This is a genomic window from Erythrobacter sp. JK5 (assembly GCF_018205975.1).
Taxonomy (GTDB): Bacteria; Pseudomonadota; Alphaproteobacteria; order Sphingomonadales; family Sphingomonadaceae; genus Erythrobacter.
In genome coordinates this window covers 2,673,691-2,695,120 of sequence record NZ_CP073577.1, presented here as the reverse complement: position 1 = coordinate 2,695,120, position 21,430 = coordinate 2,673,691, and the positions used below count along the sequence as shown (strand labels likewise).

Here is a 21,430-nt window from a genome sequence, read left to right as displayed (position 1 = left end):
GCGGATGTGCGGGCATTCGAGCGGCATGATGGGCTTTCCGCTGCGACTGCTGGCGCGCGAGGTCTACGACCGGGTGCGCGGGATCAAGGGCGACAAGGCGGTTGCGTTGATTACCGGCGAAGAGCGCATCGAACCGCCCGACGCGCGCTATTTCTGCTGCACTGCCGAGGCGATGGATCGACTGGGCGCCGGAAAGAGCGGGCCTCATGCCTTCGTGGCGGTCGACGAGGCGCAGATCGGCGCGGATCCGGAACGCGGGCACATCTTTACCGACCGGCTGCTGCATGCGCGCGGGCGCGAGGAAACCATGATCCTCGGTTCGGCGACGCTCGAACCGATCGTCAGGGCGCTGATCCCCCGCGCCGAAATGGTCGAGCGTCCGCGCTTCTCGACGCTCACGCATGCCGGATCGACCAAGCTGTCGCGCCTGCCGCCGCGCAGTGCCGTCGTCGCCTTCTCGGTCGAGCAGGTCTACGCCATGGCCGAGGCTTTGCGGCGCTTTCGCGGAGGCGCGGCGGTGGTGATGGGCGCGCTTTCACCGGAAACGCGCAACAAGCAGGTCGAATTGTTCCAGAATGGTGAAGTCGACTATATCGTCGCCACCGATGCAATCGGCATGGGGCTCAATCTCGATCTCGACCATGTCGCCTTCGCCGCGCTCACCAAGTTCGACGGCCGGCGCAAACGGCGGCTGACCCCGGCAGAGATGGCGCAGATCGCCGGGCGCGCCGGGAGGCACCAGCGCGACGGCACATTCGGCACCCTCGCGGGCGGCGGCGATCGCTCGGGCGCTCCGCTCGAATTCACCGACGAGGAAGTCTACGCGATCGAGGAGCACCATTTCGCTCCGCTCACGCACCTGTTCTGGCGCGAGGCCGAGCCGCGCTTCGATACGCTCGACGTCCTGATTGGCGATCTTGAAAGCAAGCCGCAGCACGATGTGCTTCGCCCTGCTCCGGAATCAATCGACCTTGCCGTGCTGAAGCGGCTGGCGAACGATCCGATTGGCGGGACCGTGCGCGGCGCGGGATCGGTGCGGCGTTTTTGGGAGGCATGTTCGCTGCCCGATTTCCGCCAGGTCGGCGTCGATCCGCATGCCCGGTTCGTCGCGCGGTTGTGGCAAGACCTCCAGCAGGGCTATCTCGGCGCGGATTTCGTCGCGGCACGGATTGCCGAACTCGACCGGATGCAGGGCGATATCGACACGCTGCAGGGGAGGATAGCCGCGATCCGATCCTGGGCGTATATCTGCCAGCGGCCCGACTGGGTGCTGGCGCGCGACGAGATGGCGGCGCGGGCGCGCGCGGTCGAAGCGAAGCTTTCCGATGCGCTGCATGCGCGACTGACCGAGCGTTTTGTCAACCGAAGGACGACGATACTGATGAAATCCCTGGGACAAGATGCCAGCGCGCTGCCCGTCACGCTCGAGCCCGATGGCCAAGTGACGGTCGAAGGGGAGGCGATCGGTCGGCTCGACGGGTTCCGCTTCGCGGTCGATCCCGATGCCACCGTCGCGGATCGCAAGATGCTGCTGGCGGCAGGTGAGAAGGCAATGCCGGCGATCCTGGCGCAGCGCGCGAAATGGCTGATGGGCGACGGGCTGGGAGAGCTCGCCATCGCATCGGGGAAAATCTGCTGGCAGAACAAGCCGCTGGCGGACATCGTCCTGACCGACGATTTCGGTACGGTGCGGCTGGAACTCGCGCGCGAAATTTCCATGCTGGCCGAAGCGCCGCGTGCGGAGCTCGAAGCCGGTCTGCTGACATGGCTGGAACAGCAGCTCGAACCACTCGCGCCCTTGCGCAAGCTCGCTGCGGCGGCGCTCGATCCGGAGGCCGGATCGCAGGCGCGCGCGCTGCTGATCACGCTGATCGATGCGCGCGGGGTGGTGAGCCGCGAAAAGGCCGGGCTCCAGCACCTGCCCAAGGAAATGCGGCCGTTCCTGCGCAAGCTCGGCGTGACCTTTGGTGCGCTCGACGTCTTCGCGCGCGACTTGCTCAAGCCCGCGCCGCGCCAGCTGCTGCACGCGCTGGGGCTCGACCCGCGCCCGCTCGAACCGGCGATGCTGCCGGTGCTTGCCGAAAGCAGTCGCCTGCCCGCCGGATATCGGCCCGCCGGCAGCCAGATCATCCGCGTCGACCTGGCCGAGAAGATCCTGCGCGGCGGGTTCGAGGCGAGAGCCAAGGCCACTGGTGCCACAAAGGACCGCCATCCGCGCTTCCGGCTCGACCTGGCGCTGCCGGTGTCGATCGGGCTCGAGGAGGAGAACGCGCGGCGGCTGCTCGGCAGCGCAGGCTTCCGCCTGCAGCGCGCGCGCGCCCTGCCCGACGGCGCATACGGCCCGCCCGCGCCCGACAGCTGGACCTGGCGGCCGAGACGCCCCGATCGAGTCGGCAAGCCCGATCGCCGGGCCGGCAGATCGCAAGGCAAGGGTCAGGGCAAAGGGCAGGGCAAAGGCGCGAAACCGCCCCGCAGGCACGGCGACAAGCCTCGCGGCCCGAGGCCCGACACCGGCCCGGCGCGCAGCACCGGCGCCTTCGATGGTCTGGCGGACCTGCTGGGCGGATGAGCGCAAGCGCGTGAGCGTGCCCGGGCCGCCAGCGATCCGGATCGACCGGCTGCTCGTCTATCTGCGGTTCGCCCGCACCCGCTCGATAGCCCGGGCGATGATCGCGACGCGCACTTTACGCTGCAACAGAAAACATGTGCTGCGGCCCAGCGAGAATGTCGGTATCGGCGATGTCCTGACCCTGATGATCGGGAACGAGATTCGCATTATCGAGGTTGTGTCGCTGCCCGATCGGCGTGCCTCGCCCGCGCTGGCCAAGTCGCATTATCGTGAGGTTGACCGCACCGGCTAAATCGCCATAGCAGCGCTTCGAATCGCGCCATTTGAACCGAAAGACGCCCAATGACTTACGTCGTCACCGATGACTGCATCCGCTGCAAGTATACCGACTGTGTCGAAGTGTGCCCGGTGGATTGCTTCTACGAAGGCGAGAACATGCTGGTCATCAATCCCAGCGAATGCATCGATTGCGGCGTGTGCGAACCGGAATGCCCGGCCGAAGCGATTCTGCCCGATACAGAGGACGGGCTGGAGAAGTGGCTCGAGCTCAACACCAAGTTTTCTGCCGAGTGGCCGAACATCACGAGCCAGAAGGAACCGCCCGCCGATGCCGACGAGCACAAGGGCGAGAAGGGCAAGTTCGAGAAGTATTTCAGCGCGGAGCCTGGCGAGGGCGATTAGCCCCGCGGGCGCGGCGACGGCGCGCTTCGCAGCAGGTCCCGCATCTTCGCCAGGACATCGAACCGTTTTTGCCGACGCACTGGCCGCTCACTGCGACATACGCCCTTGACATGCCCCGCCAGCTGCGAACGGAACTCGCAAGCTTCGACTCGCAATATTGTTGCGAGTATGTTATATAATGGATCAACCGCGTCGGTTGGTCCCGGCGTTGGTGACGAAAAGCAGAAAGGCTTCAGACCAGTAGCAACATAACCGGACGGTTACGACACGGTGCCCGACCTCGCACGCCGAGGCTCCGGCCTGCGGGATGATTCGCCCCCTGTCCGCTGCTGGGAAGCCCCAGGAAAGGAACTCGCATGGCTAGCAATGCGCCCGCCTTCACGGTCGGAGATTACGTTGTTTACCCCAAGCACGGCGTCGGTCGTGTCATCGAACTGCAGAGCGAGGAAATCGCCGGAATGCAGCTCGAACTGTATGTCCTGCGGTTCGAAAAGGAGCGCATGACGCTGCGCGTCCCGCTCAACAAGGTCGAGTCGATCGGTATGCGCAAGCTGTCGTCGGACAAGACCCTGAAGGATGCGATGGAAACGCTCAAGGGCAAGCCGAAGGTCAAGCGCACCATGTGGTCGCGCCGCGCACAGGAATACGAGGCAAAGATCAATTCGGGCGAGATCGTCCTGATCGCCGAAGTGACCCGCGACCTGTTCCGCCCGGAAGACCAGCCCGAGCAAAGCTATTCTGAGCGGCAGATCTTCGAAGCGGCTTCGAGCCGTCTCGCTCGCGAACTCGCGGCGATGGAAGAAACCGACGAGGCGACTGCACTCGAGAAGATCCTCGCCGTGCTGCGCGAGCACGCGCCGCAATATTACGACAACGACGACGACGACAAATAGGTCGTCCGATCACGGATCGTCACCAGCAAGGGCCGCCCCGCAGGGCGGCCCTTTCTGATTCGACCGACCGCCGATGCGGACGGACCGACCGCCGTTTCCCCCGGTTGCGTAGACAGGCTTGGTGTATTATGTCACCAATACGCACTGGTTTGGGAATAACGGAGGTTTCACATGGTCCGCTGGTTGGCGAAGAATATCGCTCCCCTCGCCGCGCTCGCATTGGGTGCCGCGCTCTCGGGGTGTGCCTACATGGATGACTGGGACGAGGTTTCCGGTGTCCCGCTGGCGGAATTCGACATGTCGGGGCCGCCGCCGACCAAGCTCGAACTGGCCGGACCCGACCGGGTGATCATCACCGAGAGCGAAACCCTGACGATTACTCTCGAAGGCGACGCCGCAGCGGGCGAAGCGCTGCGTTTCGATCGCGACGAAAACCGGCTTGTCATCGCTCGCGATCGCAAGATCTTCGATGGGTCGGGCGAAGCGATCGTGCGGGTTGGCATGCCTGCGGCGAGCACTCTGGCGATCGCGGGAAGCGGCACGATCGAAGCCGATGGTGTCGCGAGCGAGGCCGTGATCGAGATCGCCGGTTCGGGCGATGTGACGATCAAGAATGTCGAAGCCGAAAAGCTCGCGATCGAAATCGCGGGGTCGGGCGAAGTCACCGCCGCAGGCACCGCAAAGATGCTTTCGGTCGAAATAGCCGGATCGGGTGACGTCAAGCTGGCCGAACTCACCGCCGATACGGTCACGGTCGAAATAGCCGGATCGGGCAATGTCGCCCTCGCCTCCGACGGCACGGTCGATGCGGAGATCGCCGGATCGGGCAATGTCGTCGTCACCGGGAGTGCTACCTGCTCGGTCGAAACAGCCGGATCGGGCTCGCTGAGCTGCCGTCCAGCTGCGACCGCCGCGGCTGAGCCGGATGCAAGCGAAACCGCAGCGGATGCCGCCGCCGAGGAATAGGCGCGGCGCAACGCCGGTTGCCAAGCGAATCCCGTCAGGCGAAAAGGGGGCATGCGGATCGCAGCCCCCTTGTTCGTTTGCATCGGCAGTTTCGCGCTATCCGCATGCCTGGTGCGCACCGCCGCCGAAGTCGTGACGGCACCGGTCAGGGTCGGAAGCAAGGCGGTCGATCTCGCCACCACCAGCCAGTCGGAAGCCGACGAGAAGCGCGGGCGCGAAATCCGCAAGCGCGAGGAACGGCTCGGCACGCTGGAACGGCGCTATGACCAGGAGATCACGCGGTGTCGCGACGGTGACGATGCCGCCTGCGACGCGGCGCGGGCGACCTATGCCGAGCTGCGGCAAACCCTGCCGACGATCCCGGCCGAACCGGAGGACGATTAGTCGGGCTGGCTTGCCGCGCGCCTCAGCCGGTCGTTGATCGCCATCCCGACTTCGCCGTAGGGCACCGGTGCGACCGCAATCCGCGGCATGTCCGAATTCGCGCCCAGATGCAGGCATTCGTAGAGCCGTGCAGCGGCTTCGTTGAGATCGCCCGAGGGTGACAGATTGCAGTCACCGGCAATCGCGCCGAACCCGATCAGGAATTCGCCGTCTTCGGCGACCTTCGCGCTCAGCCGCAGCGGCTTGCCCGGCGAATAGTGCCGTTCGAGCTGGCCGGGCGCTTCGATCGCATCCTGATCGACATGCGCATCGGCGCCCAGCAGGCGATTGAGGGTTTCCAGCGTCACCGGCCCGGGCCGCAAGAGCGACCAGCGCCCGCCTTCGCGCAGGGACACGATGGTCGATTCGAGCCCTTTCGTACTGGACCCTCCGTCGAGCACCAGCGGGCAATCGTTTCCGAGCGAGGCCGTCACATGTTCGGCACAGGTCGGGCTGATTTCCTCGCTGCGGTTGGCCGAAGGCGCCGCCAGCGCAAAGCCGGTATGGGAAAGCACATCGCGCATTACCCGGTGCGAGGGCTGTCGCAGCGCGATCGTGGGAAGCCCGGCAGTCACCGCTTTCGTCACCCGGGCATCGGCCCGCAGCGGCAGGACCAGCGTCAGCGGGCCGGGCCAGAACCGTTCGGCCAGATCGAGCGCGCGCTCGTCGAACTCGGCCAGCGACAGGGCCTGCTCCAGGTCGCGGACGTGCACGATCAGCGGGTTGAAATCGGGGCGGCCCTTGGCGGCGTAGATCTTCGCCACGGCTTCGGCGCTGTCGGCGCGCGCGGCGAGCCCGTAGACGGTTTCGGTCGGCACCGCGACCAGCCCACCGGATTCGAGGATTCGTGCCGCCCGCGCGATTCCATCGGCGTCGGCCGGCAGCACTTCCGTAACGTTCTTGCCGCTCATCCCAGGCGCGCTATATTCTAACCTAGGCGCTGCCAAGCAAAACGCGCACCCCCGCATTGCCGGACACCACAGACAAGGACGAGATTCGCCCGTGACACCCTACACTCCGCCGACCCAGGACCAGCTGCTCGCCATCCGCGTCAATGCCGGGATCGAGGAACTTGCCCAGTCGGAGAAATTCGCGCATGCCGAGCCCGATCTGGTCGAAGCGATCGTCGAGGGAGTCGGACAATTCGCGGCGGGGGAATTCGCACCGCTCAACCGGATCGGCGATCTCGAAGGGGCAAAGCTCGAAAACGGCGTGGTCCGCCTGCCCGACGGGTTCAAGGAAGCCTATGACGCCTATGTCGAGCAGGGCTGGAACGCGATCGCCTCACCGGAGGAATTCGGCGGACAGGGCCTGCCGTTCACGCTCGCCTGCAACGTGCTCGAAAATCTTGGCGCGGCGAACATGGCGTTCAACCTGCTGCCGATGCTGTCGGTCGGCGCGATCGAGGCGCTCGAACACCATGGCAGCAAGGACCAGCAGGCCAAATACCTGCCCGATCTGGTCAGCGGCAAATGGTCGGGGACGATGAACCTCACCGAACCCGCCGCCGGGAGCGATGTCGGCGCGCTGCGCTCGACCGCAACGCCTGTCGAGACGGGCGAGCATGCGGGCAAGTACCTGATCCAGGGCCAGAAAATCTACATCACCTGGGGCGAGCACGAACTCGCCGAGAACATCATCCACCTCGTCCTCGCACGCCTGCCCGATGCGCCCGAGGGCTCGCGCGGCATCTCGCTGTTCCTCGTGCCCAAGTATCACGTCAACGAAGACGGCTCGCTCGGCAACCGCAACGATCTGCGCTGCGTCAGCCTCGAGCACAAGCTCGGCATCAACGCCTCGCCGACCTGCGTCATGTCCTATGGCGACAATGGCGGATGCGTCGGCGAACTGGTCGGTGAGCCCAATCGCGGCCTGATGGCGATGTTCACGATGATGAACAACGCGCGGATCAATGTCGGCAACCAGGGCAACCAGATCGCCGAGCGCGCGACGCAGCAGGCGCTGGCCTATGCCATCGACCGGGTGCAATCGGCGCGCGCCGGCTCGCCCGACAAGAACCCGGTGGCGATCATCGAGCATCCCGACGTGCGTCGCATGATCCTGCGGATGAAGGCGCTGACCGAGGGCGTGCGCGCGCTGCTGTATTACTGCGCCGGACAGGTCGATCGCGGCACGATCGGCAATGAGGCGGCCAAGCACCGAGCCGATATCCTAGTCCCGCTGGTCAAGGCGTGGGGCACCGATGCCGGCGTCGAAGTCGCCGGGATCGGAATCCAGGTCCACGGTGGAATGGGCTTTGTCGAGGAGACCGGCGCGGCGCAGCACTGGCGCGATTCCAGGATCGCCCCGATCTACGAAGGCACCAACGGCATCCAGGCCGCAGACCTCGTCACCCGCAAACTCGGCCTCGATGGCGGCGAAGCGATGATCGCGCTGTTCGAGGACATCGCGCGCGATGCTTCGGGCGAAGCCAGCCTCACCGCGCTCGCCAACGATTGTGCCAATATCGCGCGCTGGATGCGCGATGAGGCGAGCTTCGACGATCGGCTTGCCGGCAGCGTCCCGTTCTGCACCATGGCGGCCGTGGCGGTTGCGGGATGGCAGCTGATGAAACAGGCGCAGGCGGTCGCGAATGGCGCGGCACCCTCGCTCGCCGAGACCAAGCCGGTCACGGTGCGGTTTTTCCTCGACCGGATCGTCCCCGAAGCCCACGGGCTTAAGGCGGGCGCAACCGCCGGGGCCGATCTGCTCTACACCCTCCCCGTCGAAAAGCTCGCAGGCTGAGCGATGCAGGGTTGCGCGGCGCAACTATGACCGAACCTCGCGATCCGATCGAGAGAATCGCCGACGCGCTGGAGCGCCTGGCACCTGCCGTCACGCCGCCGGTCGATTGGAATGAGTCCCCCGCCTATGTCTGGGATGGGGAGCGCGTGCGAGCGGTGGAATGGCCCGACCCGTTGGTGGAGATTCGCGGCATTGCCTCGCCCAACGCGACTTCGCTCGACGTGTTGCGCGGGATCGACGAGCAGAAGCGGGCGGTCGTGGCCAATCTGGAGCGGTTCGGGAGATTGATGCCGTGCCACGACATGTTGCTGTGGGGCGCACGCGGGATGGGTAAATCGTCGCTCGTGCGCGCTGCCGCAGCAGAAGCGCATGAAGTCAGCGGAGGCGAGATCGCGCTGGTCGAATATCTCTCTCCTTCGCTTGCGACTCTGCCGCAGCTGATCGAGCTTCTCGCAGCTCAGCATCGAGGGTTCATCCTGTTCCTCGACGATCTCGGCTTTGGCCAGGATGACATGCGCGAAAACCTGATGCTGCGCAGCCTGCTTGATGGCGGAGCGGTGGCACGTCCGCCAAATCTGCTGGTTGCCGTGACCTCCAATCGCCGCTCGATTGTCGCCCGCGAGGCAGACGGAGCGAACGCACTGCACGAGCGCGACGAGCGCGACAATGCTCTGGCGCTTGCCGACCGGTTCGGGTTGAGGCTCGGCTTTCATCCGTGCGACCGGGAAGCCTACCTCGACATGGTTCGCGCCTACACCGATCCGCTGAAACTGGAAGTGGACGAAGAGGACGCACTTGCCTGGTCGATCGCGCGCGGCAATCTTTCCGGGCGAACGGCGTATCAATACGTCATCGACCTGATGGGGCGCATCTTCGACAGCAAGTGCAAGTAGCAGCGCTGCCGACCGGGCGAGCCGAGGCCACGCCCCTCTGGCAGCCGCTATTGCTGCGACTGGCGGCGCAGGTAATCCTCTTCGAAAGTCGCCCGCGGATCGCGCAGCTCGCGCTGCGGCGGCAGGGCATTGCCCCTTACCCGTGCAATCGCCGCGCCGGGTTCGGCGCCGGGCGCGACCGCACGCCAGATGATCCCGGCGGTATCGTCCGACACCAGCAGCGATCCATCGCCCGCCCACTCGACCCAGGTCGGGCGCCCCTTGGTGGTGCCGTCGGCATTGAGGAATCCGGTCAGCACCGGCTGAGGCTTGCCGGTGGGGTTCCCGCGTTCGTCGAACGCGACATAGACCACGTCGTAACCCGAGGGCGGCTTGCGGTTCCACGAGCCGTGGCGAGCGATGAACGCCCCCCTCGCCATGCGGCCGCCCATCCGGTGGCCTTCGCGGCTGAACACCAGCCCAAGCGCGGCGACGTGCGGACCCATCGCGAATTCGGGCTTGCGGGTATATTCCTGCAGATAGGCCGGCATCGGCGCATCGACCCGGCGATCGAAATTGTCCTTGAAGTAGATCCACGGCCAGCCGTAATGCGCGCCGACCGGAACGTTGGTGAGGTAATCGGGCACCAGGTCGGATCCGAGCATGTCGCGCTCATTCACCGTGGTCCACAGTTCTCCGCTCCACGGGCTGAAATCCATGCCGTTGGGATTGCGCAGCCCCTCGGCAAACTTGCGCTGGCGATTGGTCTCGAGATTGTATTCCCAGATCATCGCCCGGCCTTCTTCGACCGCCATTCCGCTTTCGCCGATATTGCTGACCGATCCGACCGCGACGAATAGCCGGTCGCCGTCCGGGTGAATTTCCACGTTGCGCATCCAGTGACCGCCTCCCGGAGGCAGATCCATCAGCTTGCGCGGTTCGCCGCTCACCTTGTCGCTTCCCAGCGCGTAGTCGAAGGCGAGCACGGCGTTGTGATTGGCGACATAGAGCGTGCCGTCATGCCAGCTCATGCCCGAAGGGGAATCGAGCCCCTCCTCGCGGATCACCGTCTTCACTTCGGCCACACCGTCGCCATCGGCGTCGCGCAGCAGCACGATCTGGTTGGGCGACGTCCCGGCCGCGCCGGCCTGCGAAAACAGGTAGGAGGCGACCCAGCCGCGGATCGTGTCCATGATACCGCCGCCCTGTTCCTCTTCGGGTGCGCGGGTCAGCGTCACCAGCACGTCGCCGTTGGGCAGCGCATAGAGCACACGCGGATGATCCAGCCCATCGGCGAAGCGGTTGACCGTCAGGCCTTCGGCGGCGTCGGGCAGCTGGTCCTGCCCCCAGCCGACCGGCGTGGCGATCTGCACCGTGGGAAAGCTCTCCGCTTCGGGTTCCTGCAGGGTCGGGTCGGTCCCGGCAACCGCCTCGACCGAAAGGTCCGCGGTGTCACCACGCGACAGGACGTAGAAGCCGATTCCGGCGATCGCGAGAAAGACGACCAGGGCGATTGCGAGTTTGCGAAGAATAGCCATGTCCGCCGAGATAAGCCGCGCCGGAGCTTGCGGCAACAGGGCGTTCGCGCCAAGGGGTTGAGCGATGTACGATTTCCAACCCGAAACCGGTCTCGACACAGCGGAGCGCTATCGCCAGCTGGTCGACGCCGCCGATGCGCTCACCGCCGACGAGCCCGATGCAGTCGCCAACATGGCCAATGTCGCGGCGCTGATTCGGGAATTCGTGCCCGATCTCAACTGGGCGGGGTTCTACCGCGTGGGCGAGGCGAAATCGGGCGGACGCGAACTGGTGCTCGGCCCGTTCGTGGGGCGGCCCGCTTGCATCCGGATCCCGATCGGGGCCGGCGTGTGCGGCGTGGCGGCGCAATCGGGCGAAACCCAGCTGGTCGAAGACGTGCACGCCTTCCCCGGCCACATCGCCTGCGACGCCGCCAGCCGATCGGAGCTGGTCGTGCCGGTGGTGCGCGAAGGCGAGGTGATCGCCGTGATCGATCTCGACAGCCCCAGCCCGGCGCGCTTTTCCCCGGCGGACGCCGAAGGGCTCGAGCAGCTGGCGGCGCTGCTTTCGAACCGTATCTGACGCGCACACCCTGTCGCGCTCAAACGCCCCGAAACGAGACAGGGGCAAGGCCCGGCTTGGTCGCTCGCCCGGCGGAGTGGTAAACATTTAGCTAACGAAATGTGCAACCTGCGGTGCGATTCGGCACTGCCACGCGTCCAAGTCCTGGGGGAATTCCATGTCGAAACGTCGCCACCCGCTCCGCGCCATGTCCGGCCTGGCCATTGCGCTCCCGGCTCTGGGACTCGCCGCGCCCGCGCTCGCGCAGGATGAGCTTCCGCCGCTGCCGGTGCCGGTTCAGCCCGGTCCGCCCGAAGTTCGCACGGTTCCGCCCGTGCCGGTTCCGCAGACGACCCGACAGCAGCTGTTCGAGGAGGAATACACGGTCGGTCCCGACGGGGTGGAGACGATCACGCGCACCCGCCGGATCGAGCGACCGGCGCCGTATCCCGATGCGGTCCAGCGCGGTCCTTACCTACAGCAGGGGTATGCACCGTATCCCGGCGGTCCGGCAGCGGCCGCACCGTTGGTGTTCGAACGCGACCAGTGGCTTGCGGAATGCGAGCGGCGGACTGCCGGGCGCAGCGAAGGCGACAAGGGCGGAATCATCGGCGGCCTGCTCGGCGCGGTCGCCGGCGGGTTGATCGGCAATCGTGTCGCCGATGGTGATCGCCTTGCCGGGACGCTGATCGGTGCCGGTACCGGGGGACTTGCCGGAGTGCTGCTCGGAAACCTCGTCGGCGGCGGGAAAATGAACGACCGCTACGATTGCGAAGCAGCGCTCGACGGATACCTGTCGCAATACGGGCAGCCGGGCGCCGCGCGCGTGATGCCTTATCCGGCGGCGGGATACGGATATCAGGGTTACGGCTACGCACCGGCGCATGCAGGCTATTACGGGTATGGCTGCGGGTGCCAGCAACCGCAGGTCGCGTGGGTGCCGGTGCAAACCGAGATCCGCCAGCGCGTGATCGTGCGCGAAACGGTGCGCGAAGAACGCATTCCGGGTGCCCGGATCATTCCTCCGGCGCCCTCGCCCAAACTGATCAAGCAGACGCCGCGTCCGGTCCCGGCCCCGGCACCGCGCCCGGTCAAGATGATCAAGCAGTAACGGTCTGTCGCCCGCGATCCCTCAGGGAAGCGGGGTATCGTCGGCCAGGGGATCGCCGCTCGCCGGGCCGACCGGCGCAGCGGCGATGGTCGTTTCGCCCGCGCGATTGCGCTCGGGCGGATCGTTTCGGCGGAGTTTGATCGGGCCGAGCCGCACGATGTCGTTGGCGCGGTTGACCGTCAGAGTGCCCCCCGGCCTTGCGCTCGTCAGATCGCTTGCCACTGACAGCGTGTTCGCCGCGGCCTCGGCCACGCGCAGGCGGTATTCGCCATAGGGCACCTTCTGCAGCAGGAAGAAGCCGTCGAATTCGCTGATCGTGGTCGCAACGAGGTTGCCGCGCAGATCGACCAGCTCGAGCGCGACGCCCGGCTGTTCGACCCCGGCGGGATTGAGCAGCATGCCCTCGACCTCGCCGGTCGGCGATACCGGTAGCTCGATCTGCGCGACGACGCCGGGGCGCGGGGTCAGCACGATCCCCTTGACCGCCGGGGCGAGGAACGGATCGCCCAGCGAGCTTTCGTCGACCCCGACCAGCACCGGGCGGAAAGGTCGCAGATCGTCGACGATCGCGCGGCCATTCTCGCCGGTGATGGCATCGGTGCGGCGCAACCCGGCTTCGACCAGCACGTCCTTGAGCAATTCCTCGCCCGGATCGCGCACGCCGTTGCCGTCGTCGTCGCGGAACACCGTGACCGCGGCCTGGCCGCTGCGCGCGAGCTTGGAATGAGTCACGCGGACCCCGCCCCCGACCGGATCGGGCCCGAGGCTGAAGGCGAGCTGGATGTTCGCCCCGATCCCGCCGCTAGAGGTGACGTAGGCATCGCTGCGCAGCGAGAACTTGTCGAACCGCCGCGTATAACCCGCAGCGAAACGGAATTCGTCCTGCCGTGCCGTATACTCGACCTCGGCCTGGAGGTCGGATACGTCATCGATGTCCTTGTCGACCCGCACCGTCGCATTGTCGAACCCCTTTTGTCGGCCATTGAGCAGGAATGCGGCATTGCCACGCACCCGCAGGCCCTTGAACCGCGCATTGGCGAGCAGCCGCAACCGCGTATCGGCCGAGGCCCGCGCGGTCGGGCTGGCCGATCGTTCGCGGTGGTCGAGCTGCGCGGAAAACGCCGCACGGCCGGCATTGACCGAGGTGGTCAGCAGGAATTCGTTGACCTCGGACTCGTCCTTGAGCTTCGAATGCACCGCCTCGGCCTGGATCGGCAATCCAAACCGGCCAAGCGCAAGCGACGTGTCGACGGTAAAGCCGGCTCGGTAATCGAGATCCTGGGTAACGAATTCGCTGGTAAAGTTACCGAACGAAATCAGAGTGTTGGCACCGAAATTCAAGCGACCGAACCGGCCTGCCGCATTCAGTTCGGCGACGCTGCCCGCGCCGAATTCATGCGCGCCGACCAGTTCGAGCTGCATCCGCCCGAAACTGCGTGCGACAGAACCCTCCGCATAGGTGCGGCGGGCTCCGGCAAAAAACAGGTTCTGCACGCCGATCGCGGCGCTTGTCCTCTGATCCAGCCCGCGTTCGACCCCGACGCCCCAGCGCCACTTCTGCGGCGCGCGCTCGATCCCGTTGCCGAGATCGAACAGATCGCGCTGGTTCTGGACCACTCCCGCCCAATAATACGTCTGGCCGGGCTCGATCTGGTTGAATCCGACCGGGACCGATGAGGTTTCGCGCCGGATCTGGCCCTGCGGTCCGTACAGCACGACTTCCAGATCATTGCGGCCATAGAACAGCTCGACATCGATGAATTCGTAGCGCCCGTCGCCGCGATCGTCCTGGAATCCGATCAGCTGACCGTTGCGGTAAAGCTCTGCATCCCAGCCGGCAGGCAGGGTGCCGCGCAGCGTCGTCGTATCGAACCGCGATGTCTGCCCCAGCGGGCGATTGCTGACGAAGGCACCGCGACCGATCGCCGTCTGCCCGGTCAGCCGCCCCGCGACGGTTTCGACATCGCCAGCGGCGACCTGCGTGGCCTTGAGCGGTCCGAGCAGATTGCCGTCTGGATCGTTGCGATAGGCGCGCAGACGCACCGTCTGCGGAGATAGCTGGTCGTCGGTCGCAATCCGCGCGGTGTAGCTGGCCCCGAGCGCCTCGCCCGCGGCATAGAGTTCAAGCCGACCCGAACCCCCGTCGCGCCCGCCGATCGCATTGCCGGTGCGGTAGCCAGCCTGCGCCACCACATCGAGCGACGGGGTCCGCCACGGGCGATATTCCATTTCTGCGTTGGGGAATTTGGTCAGGTCGAACTGTTTCGGCTTGGCACGAAGTCGCGCGGCACGACTTCTGCGCTCGATCGCCTTGATGAACGGCAGTTCGCGGTCGGTCTTGAGCCGCACCACCGCGTTGTACAGATCGGGCCGGAAATCGATCCCGAACCAGCGCGACAGGGCAGCGGTATCGACACACCACCCTTCGGGCGTATCGTAAATGTCGCGCGCAACCGGCGCGCGCCCTGTGTTCACGTTTTGTACTGTATTCTGCTCGCGGTCGAGGGTGAATGTCTGGTCCTCGCTGAACAGCCAGCCAGTTGCGCGGCGCGACTTCTTGTCGATCCGCACCGGCAGGTCGAGCGACTGAATGACGTCGGCAAGATCGAGGCACACGCCGCGATCGGTCTGGTATCCGCGCACGTCGTAGGTGAGCTTGTAGTTTTCGATAACCAGCTGGAGAAAAAGGAAATCGTCCTCGTTTGCCTGCCACCCGGCAGGCAAGCGCGCGACATCGTCCTGCTGCGCCAGGGCCGGAGGGGGCAATGCAAGCGCGCCGAGCGCGGATGCGCCAAGCGCCACCGCAAGTCTTGCGGCGGCGTTCAGGATCCGGGATCGACGCTTGGTCATGGTCTTGTGTGCAGCCCTCAAGCCGCCAATCCGTCGCCTCAGCCGACGAAGGCGTCGACTGCGGCGATCAGGCCGCCGCCGGCTTCGGGCATCTCGCGATATTCGAAACGCAGCTGGCCGGTGATGCTGGCGGCCTGCTGCTCGGTCAGCTGGATGCGCAATTCGCGGGTGCCGATCTCGGGATAGATCGCAACGCCGCGCAGCAGCGCGATCGGATCGTCCAGCCCCGGCTTGGTGATGCGCAGTTCGCCATAGACCGAGCTGTCGCCCGCGCGGCTCATGGTGACCGCGAGTTCGGGGCCGTTCTCTCCGGCGACGATTTTCGGCTGGTTGATCGCGACCTGCGCCTCGAGACGACCGTGGCGCACGATGATCGGGATCGTCACTCCGTAAATCGGGATCAGCTGGATCGAAACGCCCTGTGCCTGGGTTTGCTGCTCGGTCACCGAGCGCGGCTTGGGAATTGCCTTGAACGACATGTGCACCCGGTACTCGCCGTCGGGCAGGTCGGCGCCCGGACGCGCGGCCAGGCGCACCGCCTGCGGCTGGCCCGGCGGCAGGGTGATTCGCCGCGGGGCATAGCGGATCATGCCGAGTGCAGCTTCCTCGGTCGCATTGGCCTCGGCCTTCTCGACCGGAACGAGCCGCCCGTTCTCTTCCATCCGCCGCAGTTCGAGCCCGATCCGGTAAGTCGCTTCCTCGCTGCCGATATTGCTGAGGATCACCTCGGTTCCGCGACTGCCATCGAGAATCACGCGGGTCGGCGCCACCAGCAAGTCGCCCTGGGCGTTAACCGGGGCTGCGAATGCAGCTGCGGCCAACACGGCGGCGGTCATTGCCCTGCGAGCGCATTTACGGAACGATTTGAATGACATCGACAGTGAGACCCCCGGTAAGTCGCAGCCCGCGCCTGCGCGCGGACCTGCGTGGTTTCACCGAGTGTGGTAAGCGGATAGGGTTAAGGATGATTAAATCGCGCGCGCAAATCCGGGCCGCGCATGCGAAAAGCCGCGCCCCGGGGAGAGGCGCGGCTTTCCTGATTTCAGCGGGGCGCCTGGATCAGGCGCAACCCGGTGCGTTATTACGAATATTCGACCGATACGTCGAAGGTCGCTTCGAACAGGCCGGCTTCTTCGCTGCCGTCGATGGTGATCGTGCCGCCCACGGTGAAGCTGCCATCGCCCGTCCCGTCGAGCGTAACTTCGGGATCGCCCGACGTCGCGTTGTTGTCGCTCGACGTGAAGGTGTCGAGTTCGATCGTGTGCTCGCCGGCGCTGGTCGCGGCGTTGTAGTTCGGGTGACGCAGGTTCACGGTGCCGGTCGGCAGGTTGATGGTCACGGCCTTGTTGGCGGTGCCTTCAACGGTGAACGCGGCCGCCGAAGTGGTGCCCGAGCAGACGATGTCCGGATCGGTGCAGGTCAGCGAGTTGGCCGGGTCGAGAACCACGGTGCCGGCGCCGCTCACGACCATCGCGCCGAAATCGAGCGCGGCAGTGTTGGTGAGAACGAGTGCGTCGAGAACCTCGGCCGATGCATCGGCAGTGGCGGTGTCGGCGTGGGCTGCGGTGCCCATTCCGAGGGCGGCAAACATCGTGATGCCGGCGGCCCCGAAGCGAAGAGTCTTAGTCATTATTGGTCCTTCCAAGCGTGGTCATATCCCGTTGCAGGCACCCCGATCCGATTTTGCCCGGGGGAGCCTGCCGAGCGGGCATAGCCGCCCGTTCGCCTCGCCTAAGTAGGATCACCGGGTTCAGAGTTCGTTTTTAGGTATGGTTAACAGCGCAGTAGGAATTGGCGCGGAATCCCGCGCAAAACGCGCATTTGCGCGCTCCTGGTCGCTTGTCGCTCGGTTAAGTTCGACTAAATGTCGCCGCCGGTCAGTCGCTGGCACACGAGATCGAGCTGATCGAGCGTGTTGTAGCGGATCGTGATCGCTCCCGAGCGGGGGTCTGCATCGGCCTTGATTCGCACTCTCAGCCCGAGAAATTCCTCGAGATGGCTCTGGACCGCAGCAATATCGGCGTTTTCGGTCGAAGTGGCGCGGTTGGCAGAGCCGCGGGACACAGTGTCGCCGGCTTTGCGGTTCAGCTGGCGAACCAGCTTTTCGATGTCGCGCACCGACAGGTTGTCGTTGACGGCGCGCTGCGCGAGCGACGCCGCATCGTCCTGTCCGATCAGCGCCCGGGCGTGCCCCATCGACAAGCTCCCGCTCTCGACCAGATCGAGCACTTCGCCAGGGAGATTGAGCAAGCGCTGGATATTTGCGACATGGCTGCGCGACTTTTCAACCATCCGGGCGATTTCCGCCTGGGTCATCCCTTCGTCGTCGCTAAGCGTCTGATAAGCCCGTGCTTCTTCTACCGGATTCAGATCTTCGCGTTGCAGGTTCTCGATCAGCGCGAGCGCCATGACCTCGCGGTCGTCGAGTTCGCGCACCAGTGCTGGGATCTCGTGCAGGCGCGCCTTTTGCGCGGCCCGCCAACGGCGCTCGCCAGCCACCAGCTCGAACCGGCCATTGCCCTTTGGGCGAACGATGATCGGCTGGATCACCCCGCGCACCGCGATCGACGAAGCGAGTTCGTCGAGCGCCGCCTCGTCGAAATGCTTGCGCGGGTTGTTCGGCAGCGGTTCGATCGACGCAATCGACAGTGTTTTCAGAGGAGTAGTGCCGCGCGGCACCGTCCCATCGGTTGTCTGCGGGTCTTCGGAAGCGTCCGGATGCACCAGCGGCTCTTCGCGCCGGCTCTCGCCCAGCAGCGCGCCCAGCCCCTTGCCCAGCTTCATCTTGCGATCGGCGGGGCCGCGCTGCGGCACGGTAAAGCGGATCGGATCGGTCGGTTTTTCGGTCATGCCGCCTGCCTTTCGGGCGGAAACCGGCCGATCAGCTCGCGCGCAAGCCCCATATAGGCGCGACTTCCCATGCAATCCTTGTCGTAAACCAGCGCCGGGAGCCCGTGGCTCGGCGCTTCGGACAGGCGCACGTTGCGCGGGATGACCGTTTCGAACACGAGATTGCCGAGGCAATCGCGCACATCGTCGGCAACCTGGTCGGTCAGGCGGTTACGGCGATCGAACATCGTCAGCGCCACGCCAATAATCCCGAGTGCGGGATTGAACCGCTGCTGGACCCGCTCAACGGTCTGCAGCAGCTGGCTCAGCCCTTCGAGCGCGAAGAACTCGCATTGCAGCGGCACCAGTAGCGTATCGGCCGCGCACAGCGCGTTGAGAGTCAGCAACCCGAGCGACGGCGGGCAATCGATGAAGCAGATTTCATGACCGCGGTGCCCTTCAAGGGCTTGCGCGAGCCGGGCGGTACGCTCCTCGACCGAAACCAGCTCCACTTCGGCTCCGCTAAGGTCCTGAGTTGCCGGGACAATATCCAGTCCGGGAATGCCGGTCGGGCCGATCGCCTCGGTCAGCGGCAGTTGGTCGACCACAACGTCGTAGCTCGAGAATCCTCGCGCGCCCGCGCCAACACCCATCCCGGTCGAAGCGTTGCCTTGGGGGTCGAGGTCGATCAGGAGGGTTTTCCATCCGGTCGCAGCCATTGCGGTGGCGATATTGATCGCGGTGGTCGTCTTGCCCACCCCGCCCTTCTGGTTCGCAATGGCGATCGTCAGCATGGAAATTCCTTCTCTTATGCGCGACCTATAGCGCGCTTCGCACTCTCAGGCACGGGTGATGATGCCCGCTTCGTCGTCGGTCAGAGACCGTTCCACGTGAAACATCGCGCGAATCGACGGCTTGAGTGCATTCAGTTCGTGCGTTGCCGAGCGCCCTTTGGGCAAGAGGTAGAGGGTCCGGTTTGTGGAGAACGGTGCGGATAAACGGAGGAGCTTTTCCAGCGGAGCGAAGGCGCGTGCCGAAATGACCCAGCTTTTGAAAGGTTTGACCCGTTCGAGCCGCTCACCAACTACCCGGCAGTTTCGCAGGCCGAGATTGTCGACACTGTCGCGCAAGAACGCGCTGCGGCGGGGCCGCGATTCGACCAGAACGACATCAAGGTGCGGGCAGATCGCCGCGATGACCAATCCGGGGAATCCCGCACCCGTTCCGAGGTCGAGCCAGGGCCCCGGCGCCGTGCCCGCAATTGTTTCACGTGGAACATGTTCGAGCAATTGCGCGCTGTCGGCGATGTGCCGCTGCCACAGCGCCGCTTCGGAAGGCTTGCTGATCAGGTTCTGAGCCTGGTTTTCGGCGAGCAACAAGTCTGAAAACCGTTCGAGCCGCGCCATCGCCGCGTCATCGGCCCAGCGCGCGGTGTACTCACGTGCCTCGCTCTCGGTTCGGATTATTGTGGGCGCGCTCACGCGGCGCGCTGGCTGGACTGGTGGCGTCGAGCATGCACCAGCAAGGCCGACAGCGCCGCCGGGGTGACGCCCGGAACACGGCTCGCCGCCGCGAGCGTCGTCGGTGCCGCGGCAGACAGCCGCTCGATCATCTCGTTCGACAGGCCGGGCACCGCCGCATAGGGGAAGTCACCCGGCAGCGGCAGCTCTTCGCTGGCCCGCAAATCGCGCAGTTCGGCATCCTGACGCGCGAGATAGGGTGCGTACGCGGCATCCTCGGCCATCTCTTCCGCAAGCGATAGGTCGAATTCCGGCAACGCGCCCATCCAGGGACGAACGGCATCGAAATCGATCCCGTCGTGTCGCAGCCACTCCGCCACCGGTTTCTCGCCGCTGTCGCGCCGTACAGACAGGCCAGCGTCCACCAGTTCCCGGGCGTGCACTGTCCGGGCAAACGCGGCAGTGAGTTCGGCACGGGCCGTTTCGCGCTGCTCCATCCACCTGCGGCGCTGCTCTCCAACGCAACCGGCCGCAACACCGATAGCGGTCAGGCGGGTGGCCGCATTGTTTGCCCGGAGGCGCAAGCGATACTCCGCGCGCGCGGTCAACATCCGGTACGGCTCGCTGACACCCTGCAGCGTCAAATCATCCAGCATTACAGCGATATACGAGTTCGCACGGTCGAGCCGCGGCGCGTCCCTGCCCAGTTCCGCAGCCGCCGCCTCGAGCCCTGCGACAAGACCCTGCGCCGCCGCTTCTTCGTATCCCGTGGTCCCGTTGATCTGCCCGGCACAATACAGGCCGGGAATGGCACGCAACTGCAGGTCGGGAGTCAGCGCGCGCGGATCGATGTGATCGTATTCCACCGCGTAACCGGGTTCGACGATGGTAACGCGTTCGAGCCCCGGCATGGCGCGCACCACAGTCTCCTGCACATCGACCGGCAGCGACGTGCTGATGCCGTTCGGGTAGACGAGATGACTCGCCAGCCCCTCGGGTTCGAGAAACACCTGATGTCCGTCGCGATCGCCGAACCGGTGGATCTTGTCCTCGATCGACGGACAATACCGCGGACCGGCCGCGCCGATGGCGCCGGAAAACAGCGGCGATCGGTGCAGGTTGGCGCGAATCGCATCATGGGCCACCTGCGTCGTCCGTGTGATCGCGCAAAAAACCTGCGGATTCAGGCGGTTCGGCGTCAGAGGCGACATCGTCCATGGCTCGGCGTCGGAAGGCTGCTCGGGTAGAGCCGCCCAGTCGATCGTGCGCCCATCCAGCCGTGGCGGGGTGCCGGTCTTGAGCCGCGCCATCGGCAAATTCGCACCGTGCAATTGCTCGGCGAGCCGGATCGCGGCGTTTTCACCGATGCGCCCCCCCTCAAACCGCTCTTCGCCGCGGAACAGCACGCCCCCGAGAAAAGTCCCTGTGCACAGGATGACGCGGCGCGCGCGAAGGACTGTGCCGTCGGCAAGATCCAGCCCGGCGACCGCGCCGCCCTCGAGCACCAGGGCGGCGGCTTCGCCCTCGATCAGGTCGAGCCTGGCCTGCGCCCTCACCTGCGCCTGGACCGACGCCTTGAACAACCTGCGATCGGCCTGCACGCGCGGACCCCAGACGGCGCTGCCCTTCGAGCGGTTGAGCATGCGGTAGTGGATCGCCCCGGCATCGGCCGCGCGTCCGATCACGCCGTCGAGTGCGTCGACCTCGCGAACCAGATGCCCCTTGCCCAGCCCGCCGATCGCCGGGTTGCAGCTCATCGCTCCGATCGCTTCGAGGTCGAAGCTCACCAATCCGGTATGCGCGCCCATCCGGGCCGCCGCACAGGCAGCCTCGACGCCGGCGTGCCCCCCGCCGATCACGAGAACGTCGAAACGATGCATGGCGGGGCAAATAGGGTCTGATCCGCGCCGCGTCAAAGCTGTTCCACGTGAAACGGGGCCGAACAGGGTGAC

General features: G+C 65.7%; 19 protein-coding genes. 10 read left to right on the top strand and 9 right to left on the bottom strand.

Annotation, left to right across the window (positions count from 1 at the left end):
* Positions 1–4 precede the first annotated feature (4 nt).
* The 6 genes from KDC96_RS13100 to KDC96_RS13075 all read left to right on the top strand — a co-directional run bounded on the left by KDC96_RS13100 (position 5) and on the right by KDC96_RS13075 (position 5,493).
* Positions 5–2,569 (top strand): helicase-related protein, encoded by a 2,565-nt coding sequence (locus tag KDC96_RS13100; RefSeq protein ID WP_212452695.1) that lies wholly within the window; start codon positions 5–7, stop codon positions 2,567–2,569.
* A complete protein-coding gene (locus KDC96_RS13095; protein WP_249171797.1) occupies positions 2,541–2,861 on the top strand; it encodes a S4 domain-containing protein in 321 nt (106 codons plus the stop codon). Before KDC96_RS13100 ends, KDC96_RS13095 begins: the two co-directional genes overlap by 29 nt.
* A gap of 50 nt (positions 2,862–2,911) precedes the next feature.
* Positions 2,912–3,250, top strand: coding sequence for a ferredoxin FdxA (gene fdxA / locus KDC96_RS13090; protein WP_212448847.1), 339 nt, complete (start codon positions 2,912–2,914; stop codon positions 3,248–3,250).
* Between the two features lie 356 nt (positions 3,251–3,606).
* Positions 3,607–4,143 carry a CarD family transcriptional regulator gene (locus tag KDC96_RS13085; protein ID WP_212448846.1) on the top strand — a complete coding sequence of 179 codons (537 nt, stop codon included), beginning with the start codon at positions 3,607–3,609 and terminating at the stop codon, positions 4,141–4,143.
* A gap of 171 nt (positions 4,144–4,314) precedes the next feature.
* On the top strand, positions 4,315–5,109 hold the full coding sequence (locus tag KDC96_RS13080) for a head GIN domain-containing protein (protein ID WP_212448845.1): 795 nt from the start codon (positions 4,315–4,317) through the stop codon (positions 5,107–5,109).
* A 51-nt stretch (positions 5,110–5,160) separates the two neighbouring features.
* On the top strand, positions 5,161–5,493 hold the full coding sequence (locus KDC96_RS13075; protein WP_212448844.1) for a hypothetical protein: 333 nt from the start codon (positions 5,161–5,163) through the stop codon (positions 5,491–5,493).
* Here the strand turns inward: KDC96_RS13075 and KDC96_RS13070 are convergent.
* Positions 5,490–6,443: an L-threonylcarbamoyladenylate synthase gene (locus tag KDC96_RS13070; RefSeq protein WP_212448843.1), complete on the bottom strand. Its 954-nt coding sequence runs from the start codon at positions 6,441–6,443 to the stop codon at positions 5,490–5,492. The two genes, KDC96_RS13075 and KDC96_RS13070, sit on opposite strands and share 4 nt — an antisense overlap.
* A 91-nt stretch (positions 6,444–6,534) precedes the next feature.
* Here KDC96_RS13070 and KDC96_RS13065 point away from each other — a divergent pair, with 91 nt between their 5' ends.
* Positions 6,535–8,277: an acyl-CoA dehydrogenase gene (locus KDC96_RS13065; protein WP_212448842.1), complete on the top strand. Its 1,743-nt coding sequence runs from the start codon at positions 6,535–6,537 to the stop codon at positions 8,275–8,277.
* Positions 8,278–8,303: 26 nt separating this feature from the next.
* Entirely contained in the window at positions 8,304–9,170 is an 867-nt protein-coding gene (locus KDC96_RS13060) for a DUF815 domain-containing protein (RefSeq protein ID WP_212448841.1), read from the top strand.
* Between the two features lie 47 nt (positions 9,171–9,217).
* Here the strand turns inward: KDC96_RS13060 and KDC96_RS13055 are convergent, their stop codons facing one another.
* Positions 9,218–10,687, bottom strand: a complete 1,470-nt coding sequence (locus tag KDC96_RS13055; RefSeq protein WP_212448840.1) for a sorbosone dehydrogenase family protein — start codon at positions 10,685–10,687, stop codon at positions 9,218–9,220.
* A gap of 64 nt (positions 10,688–10,751) precedes the next feature.
* Between KDC96_RS13055 and KDC96_RS13050 the strand changes: the two genes are divergently transcribed.
* Positions 10,752–11,249 (top strand): GAF domain-containing protein, encoded by a 498-nt coding sequence (locus KDC96_RS13050; protein WP_212448839.1) that lies wholly within the window; start codon positions 10,752–10,754, stop codon positions 11,247–11,249.
* A gap of 157 nt (positions 11,250–11,406) precedes the next feature.
* Positions 11,407–12,339, top strand: a complete 933-nt coding sequence (locus KDC96_RS13045) for a hypothetical protein (RefSeq protein WP_212448838.1) — start codon at positions 11,407–11,409, stop codon at positions 12,337–12,339.
* Between the two features lie 21 nt (positions 12,340–12,360).
* Here KDC96_RS13045 and KDC96_RS13040 read toward each other — a convergent pair whose 3' ends face one another.
* The 7 genes from KDC96_RS13040 to mnmG form a co-directional block, all read right to left on the bottom strand.
* Positions 12,361–15,189, bottom strand: coding sequence for a collagen binding domain-containing protein (locus tag KDC96_RS13040; protein ID WP_212448837.1), 2,829 nt, complete (start codon positions 15,187–15,189; stop codon positions 12,361–12,363).
* 38 nt (positions 15,190–15,227) lie between these two features.
* Positions 15,228–16,025: a molecular chaperone gene (locus KDC96_RS13035; protein ID WP_212448836.1), complete on the bottom strand. Its 798-nt coding sequence runs from the start codon at positions 16,023–16,025 to the stop codon at positions 15,228–15,230.
* 245 nt (positions 16,026–16,270) lie between these two features.
* Positions 16,271–16,819 carry a DUF4402 domain-containing protein gene (locus KDC96_RS13030; protein ID WP_212448835.1) on the bottom strand — a complete coding sequence of 183 codons (549 nt, stop codon included), beginning with the start codon at positions 16,817–16,819 and terminating at the stop codon, positions 16,271–16,273.
* A gap of 230 nt (positions 16,820–17,049) precedes the next feature.
* Positions 17,050–18,039 (bottom strand): ParB/RepB/Spo0J family partition protein, encoded by a 990-nt coding sequence (locus tag KDC96_RS13025; RefSeq protein WP_212448834.1) that lies wholly within the window; start codon positions 18,037–18,039, stop codon positions 17,050–17,052.
* Entirely contained in the window at positions 18,036–18,812 is a 777-nt protein-coding gene (locus KDC96_RS13020; protein WP_212448833.1) for a ParA family protein, read from the bottom strand. Before KDC96_RS13020 ends, KDC96_RS13025 begins: the two co-directional genes overlap by 4 nt.
* A gap of 45 nt (positions 18,813–18,857) precedes the next feature.
* A complete protein-coding gene (gene rsmG / locus KDC96_RS13015; protein ID WP_371815560.1) occupies positions 18,858–19,484 on the bottom strand; it encodes a 16S rRNA (guanine(527)-N(7))-methyltransferase RsmG in 627 nt (208 codons plus the stop codon).
* An 11-nt stretch (positions 19,485–19,495) separates the two neighbouring features.
* Entirely contained in the window at positions 19,496–21,358 is a 1,863-nt protein-coding gene (gene mnmG, locus KDC96_RS13010; protein WP_212448832.1) for a tRNA uridine-5-carboxymethylaminomethyl(34) synthesis enzyme MnmG, read from the bottom strand.
* Positions 21,359–21,430: the final 72 nt, after the last annotated feature.

Excerpts from the sequence above, each read along its gene's own strand:
- KDC96_RS13100 (WP_212452695.1), top strand. The coding sequence starts at position 5 with ATGTGCGGGCATTCGAGCGGCATGATGGGCTTTCCGCTGCGACTGCTG.
- KDC96_RS13095 (WP_249171797.1), top strand. The coding sequence starts at position 2,541 with ATGGTCTGGCGGACCTGCTGGGCGGATGAGCGCAAGCGCGTGAGCGTG.
- fdxA (WP_212448847.1), top strand. The coding sequence starts at position 2,912 with ATGACTTACGTCGTCACCGATGACTGCATCCGCTGCAAGTATACCGAC.
- KDC96_RS13085 (WP_212448846.1), top strand. The coding sequence starts at position 3,607 with ATGGCTAGCAATGCGCCCGCCTTCACGGTCGGAGATTACGTTGTTTAC.
- KDC96_RS13080 (WP_212448845.1), top strand. The coding sequence starts at position 4,315 with ATGGTCCGCTGGTTGGCGAAGAATATCGCTCCCCTCGCCGCGCTCGCA.
- KDC96_RS13075 (WP_212448844.1), top strand. The coding sequence starts at position 5,161 with ATGCGGATCGCAGCCCCCTTGTTCGTTTGCATCGGCAGTTTCGCGCTA.
- KDC96_RS13070 (WP_212448843.1), bottom strand. The coding sequence starts at position 6,443 with ATGAGCGGCAAGAACGTTACGGAAGTGCTGCCGGCCGACGCCGATGGA.
- KDC96_RS13060 (WP_212448841.1), top strand. The coding sequence starts at position 8,304 with ATGACCGAACCTCGCGATCCGATCGAGAGAATCGCCGACGCGCTGGAG.
- KDC96_RS13055 (WP_212448840.1), bottom strand. The coding sequence starts at position 10,687 with ATGGCTATTCTTCGCAAACTCGCAATCGCCCTGGTCGTCTTTCTCGCG.
- KDC96_RS13050 (WP_212448839.1), top strand. The coding sequence starts at position 10,752 with ATGTACGATTTCCAACCCGAAACCGGTCTCGACACAGCGGAGCGCTAT.
- KDC96_RS13045 (WP_212448838.1), top strand. The coding sequence starts at position 11,407 with ATGTCGAAACGTCGCCACCCGCTCCGCGCCATGTCCGGCCTGGCCATT.
- KDC96_RS13040 (WP_212448837.1), bottom strand. The coding sequence starts at position 15,189 with ATGACCAAGCGTCGATCCCGGATCCTGAACGCCGCCGCAAGACTTGCG.
- KDC96_RS13035 (WP_212448836.1), bottom strand. The coding sequence starts at position 16,025 with ATGACCGCCGCCGTGTTGGCCGCAGCTGCATTCGCAGCCCCGGTTAAC.
- KDC96_RS13030 (WP_212448835.1), bottom strand. The coding sequence starts at position 16,819 with ATGACTAAGACTCTTCGCTTCGGGGCCGCCGGCATCACGATGTTTGCC.
- KDC96_RS13025 (WP_212448834.1), bottom strand. The coding sequence starts at position 18,039 with ATGACCGAAAAACCGACCGATCCGATCCGCTTTACCGTGCCGCAGCGC.
- KDC96_RS13020 (WP_212448833.1), bottom strand. The coding sequence starts at position 18,812 with ATGCTGACGATCGCCATTGCGAACCAGAAGGGCGGGGTGGGCAAGACG.
- mnmG (WP_212448832.1), bottom strand. The coding sequence starts at position 21,358 with ATGCATCGTTTCGACGTTCTCGTGATCGGCGGGGGGCACGCCGGCGTC.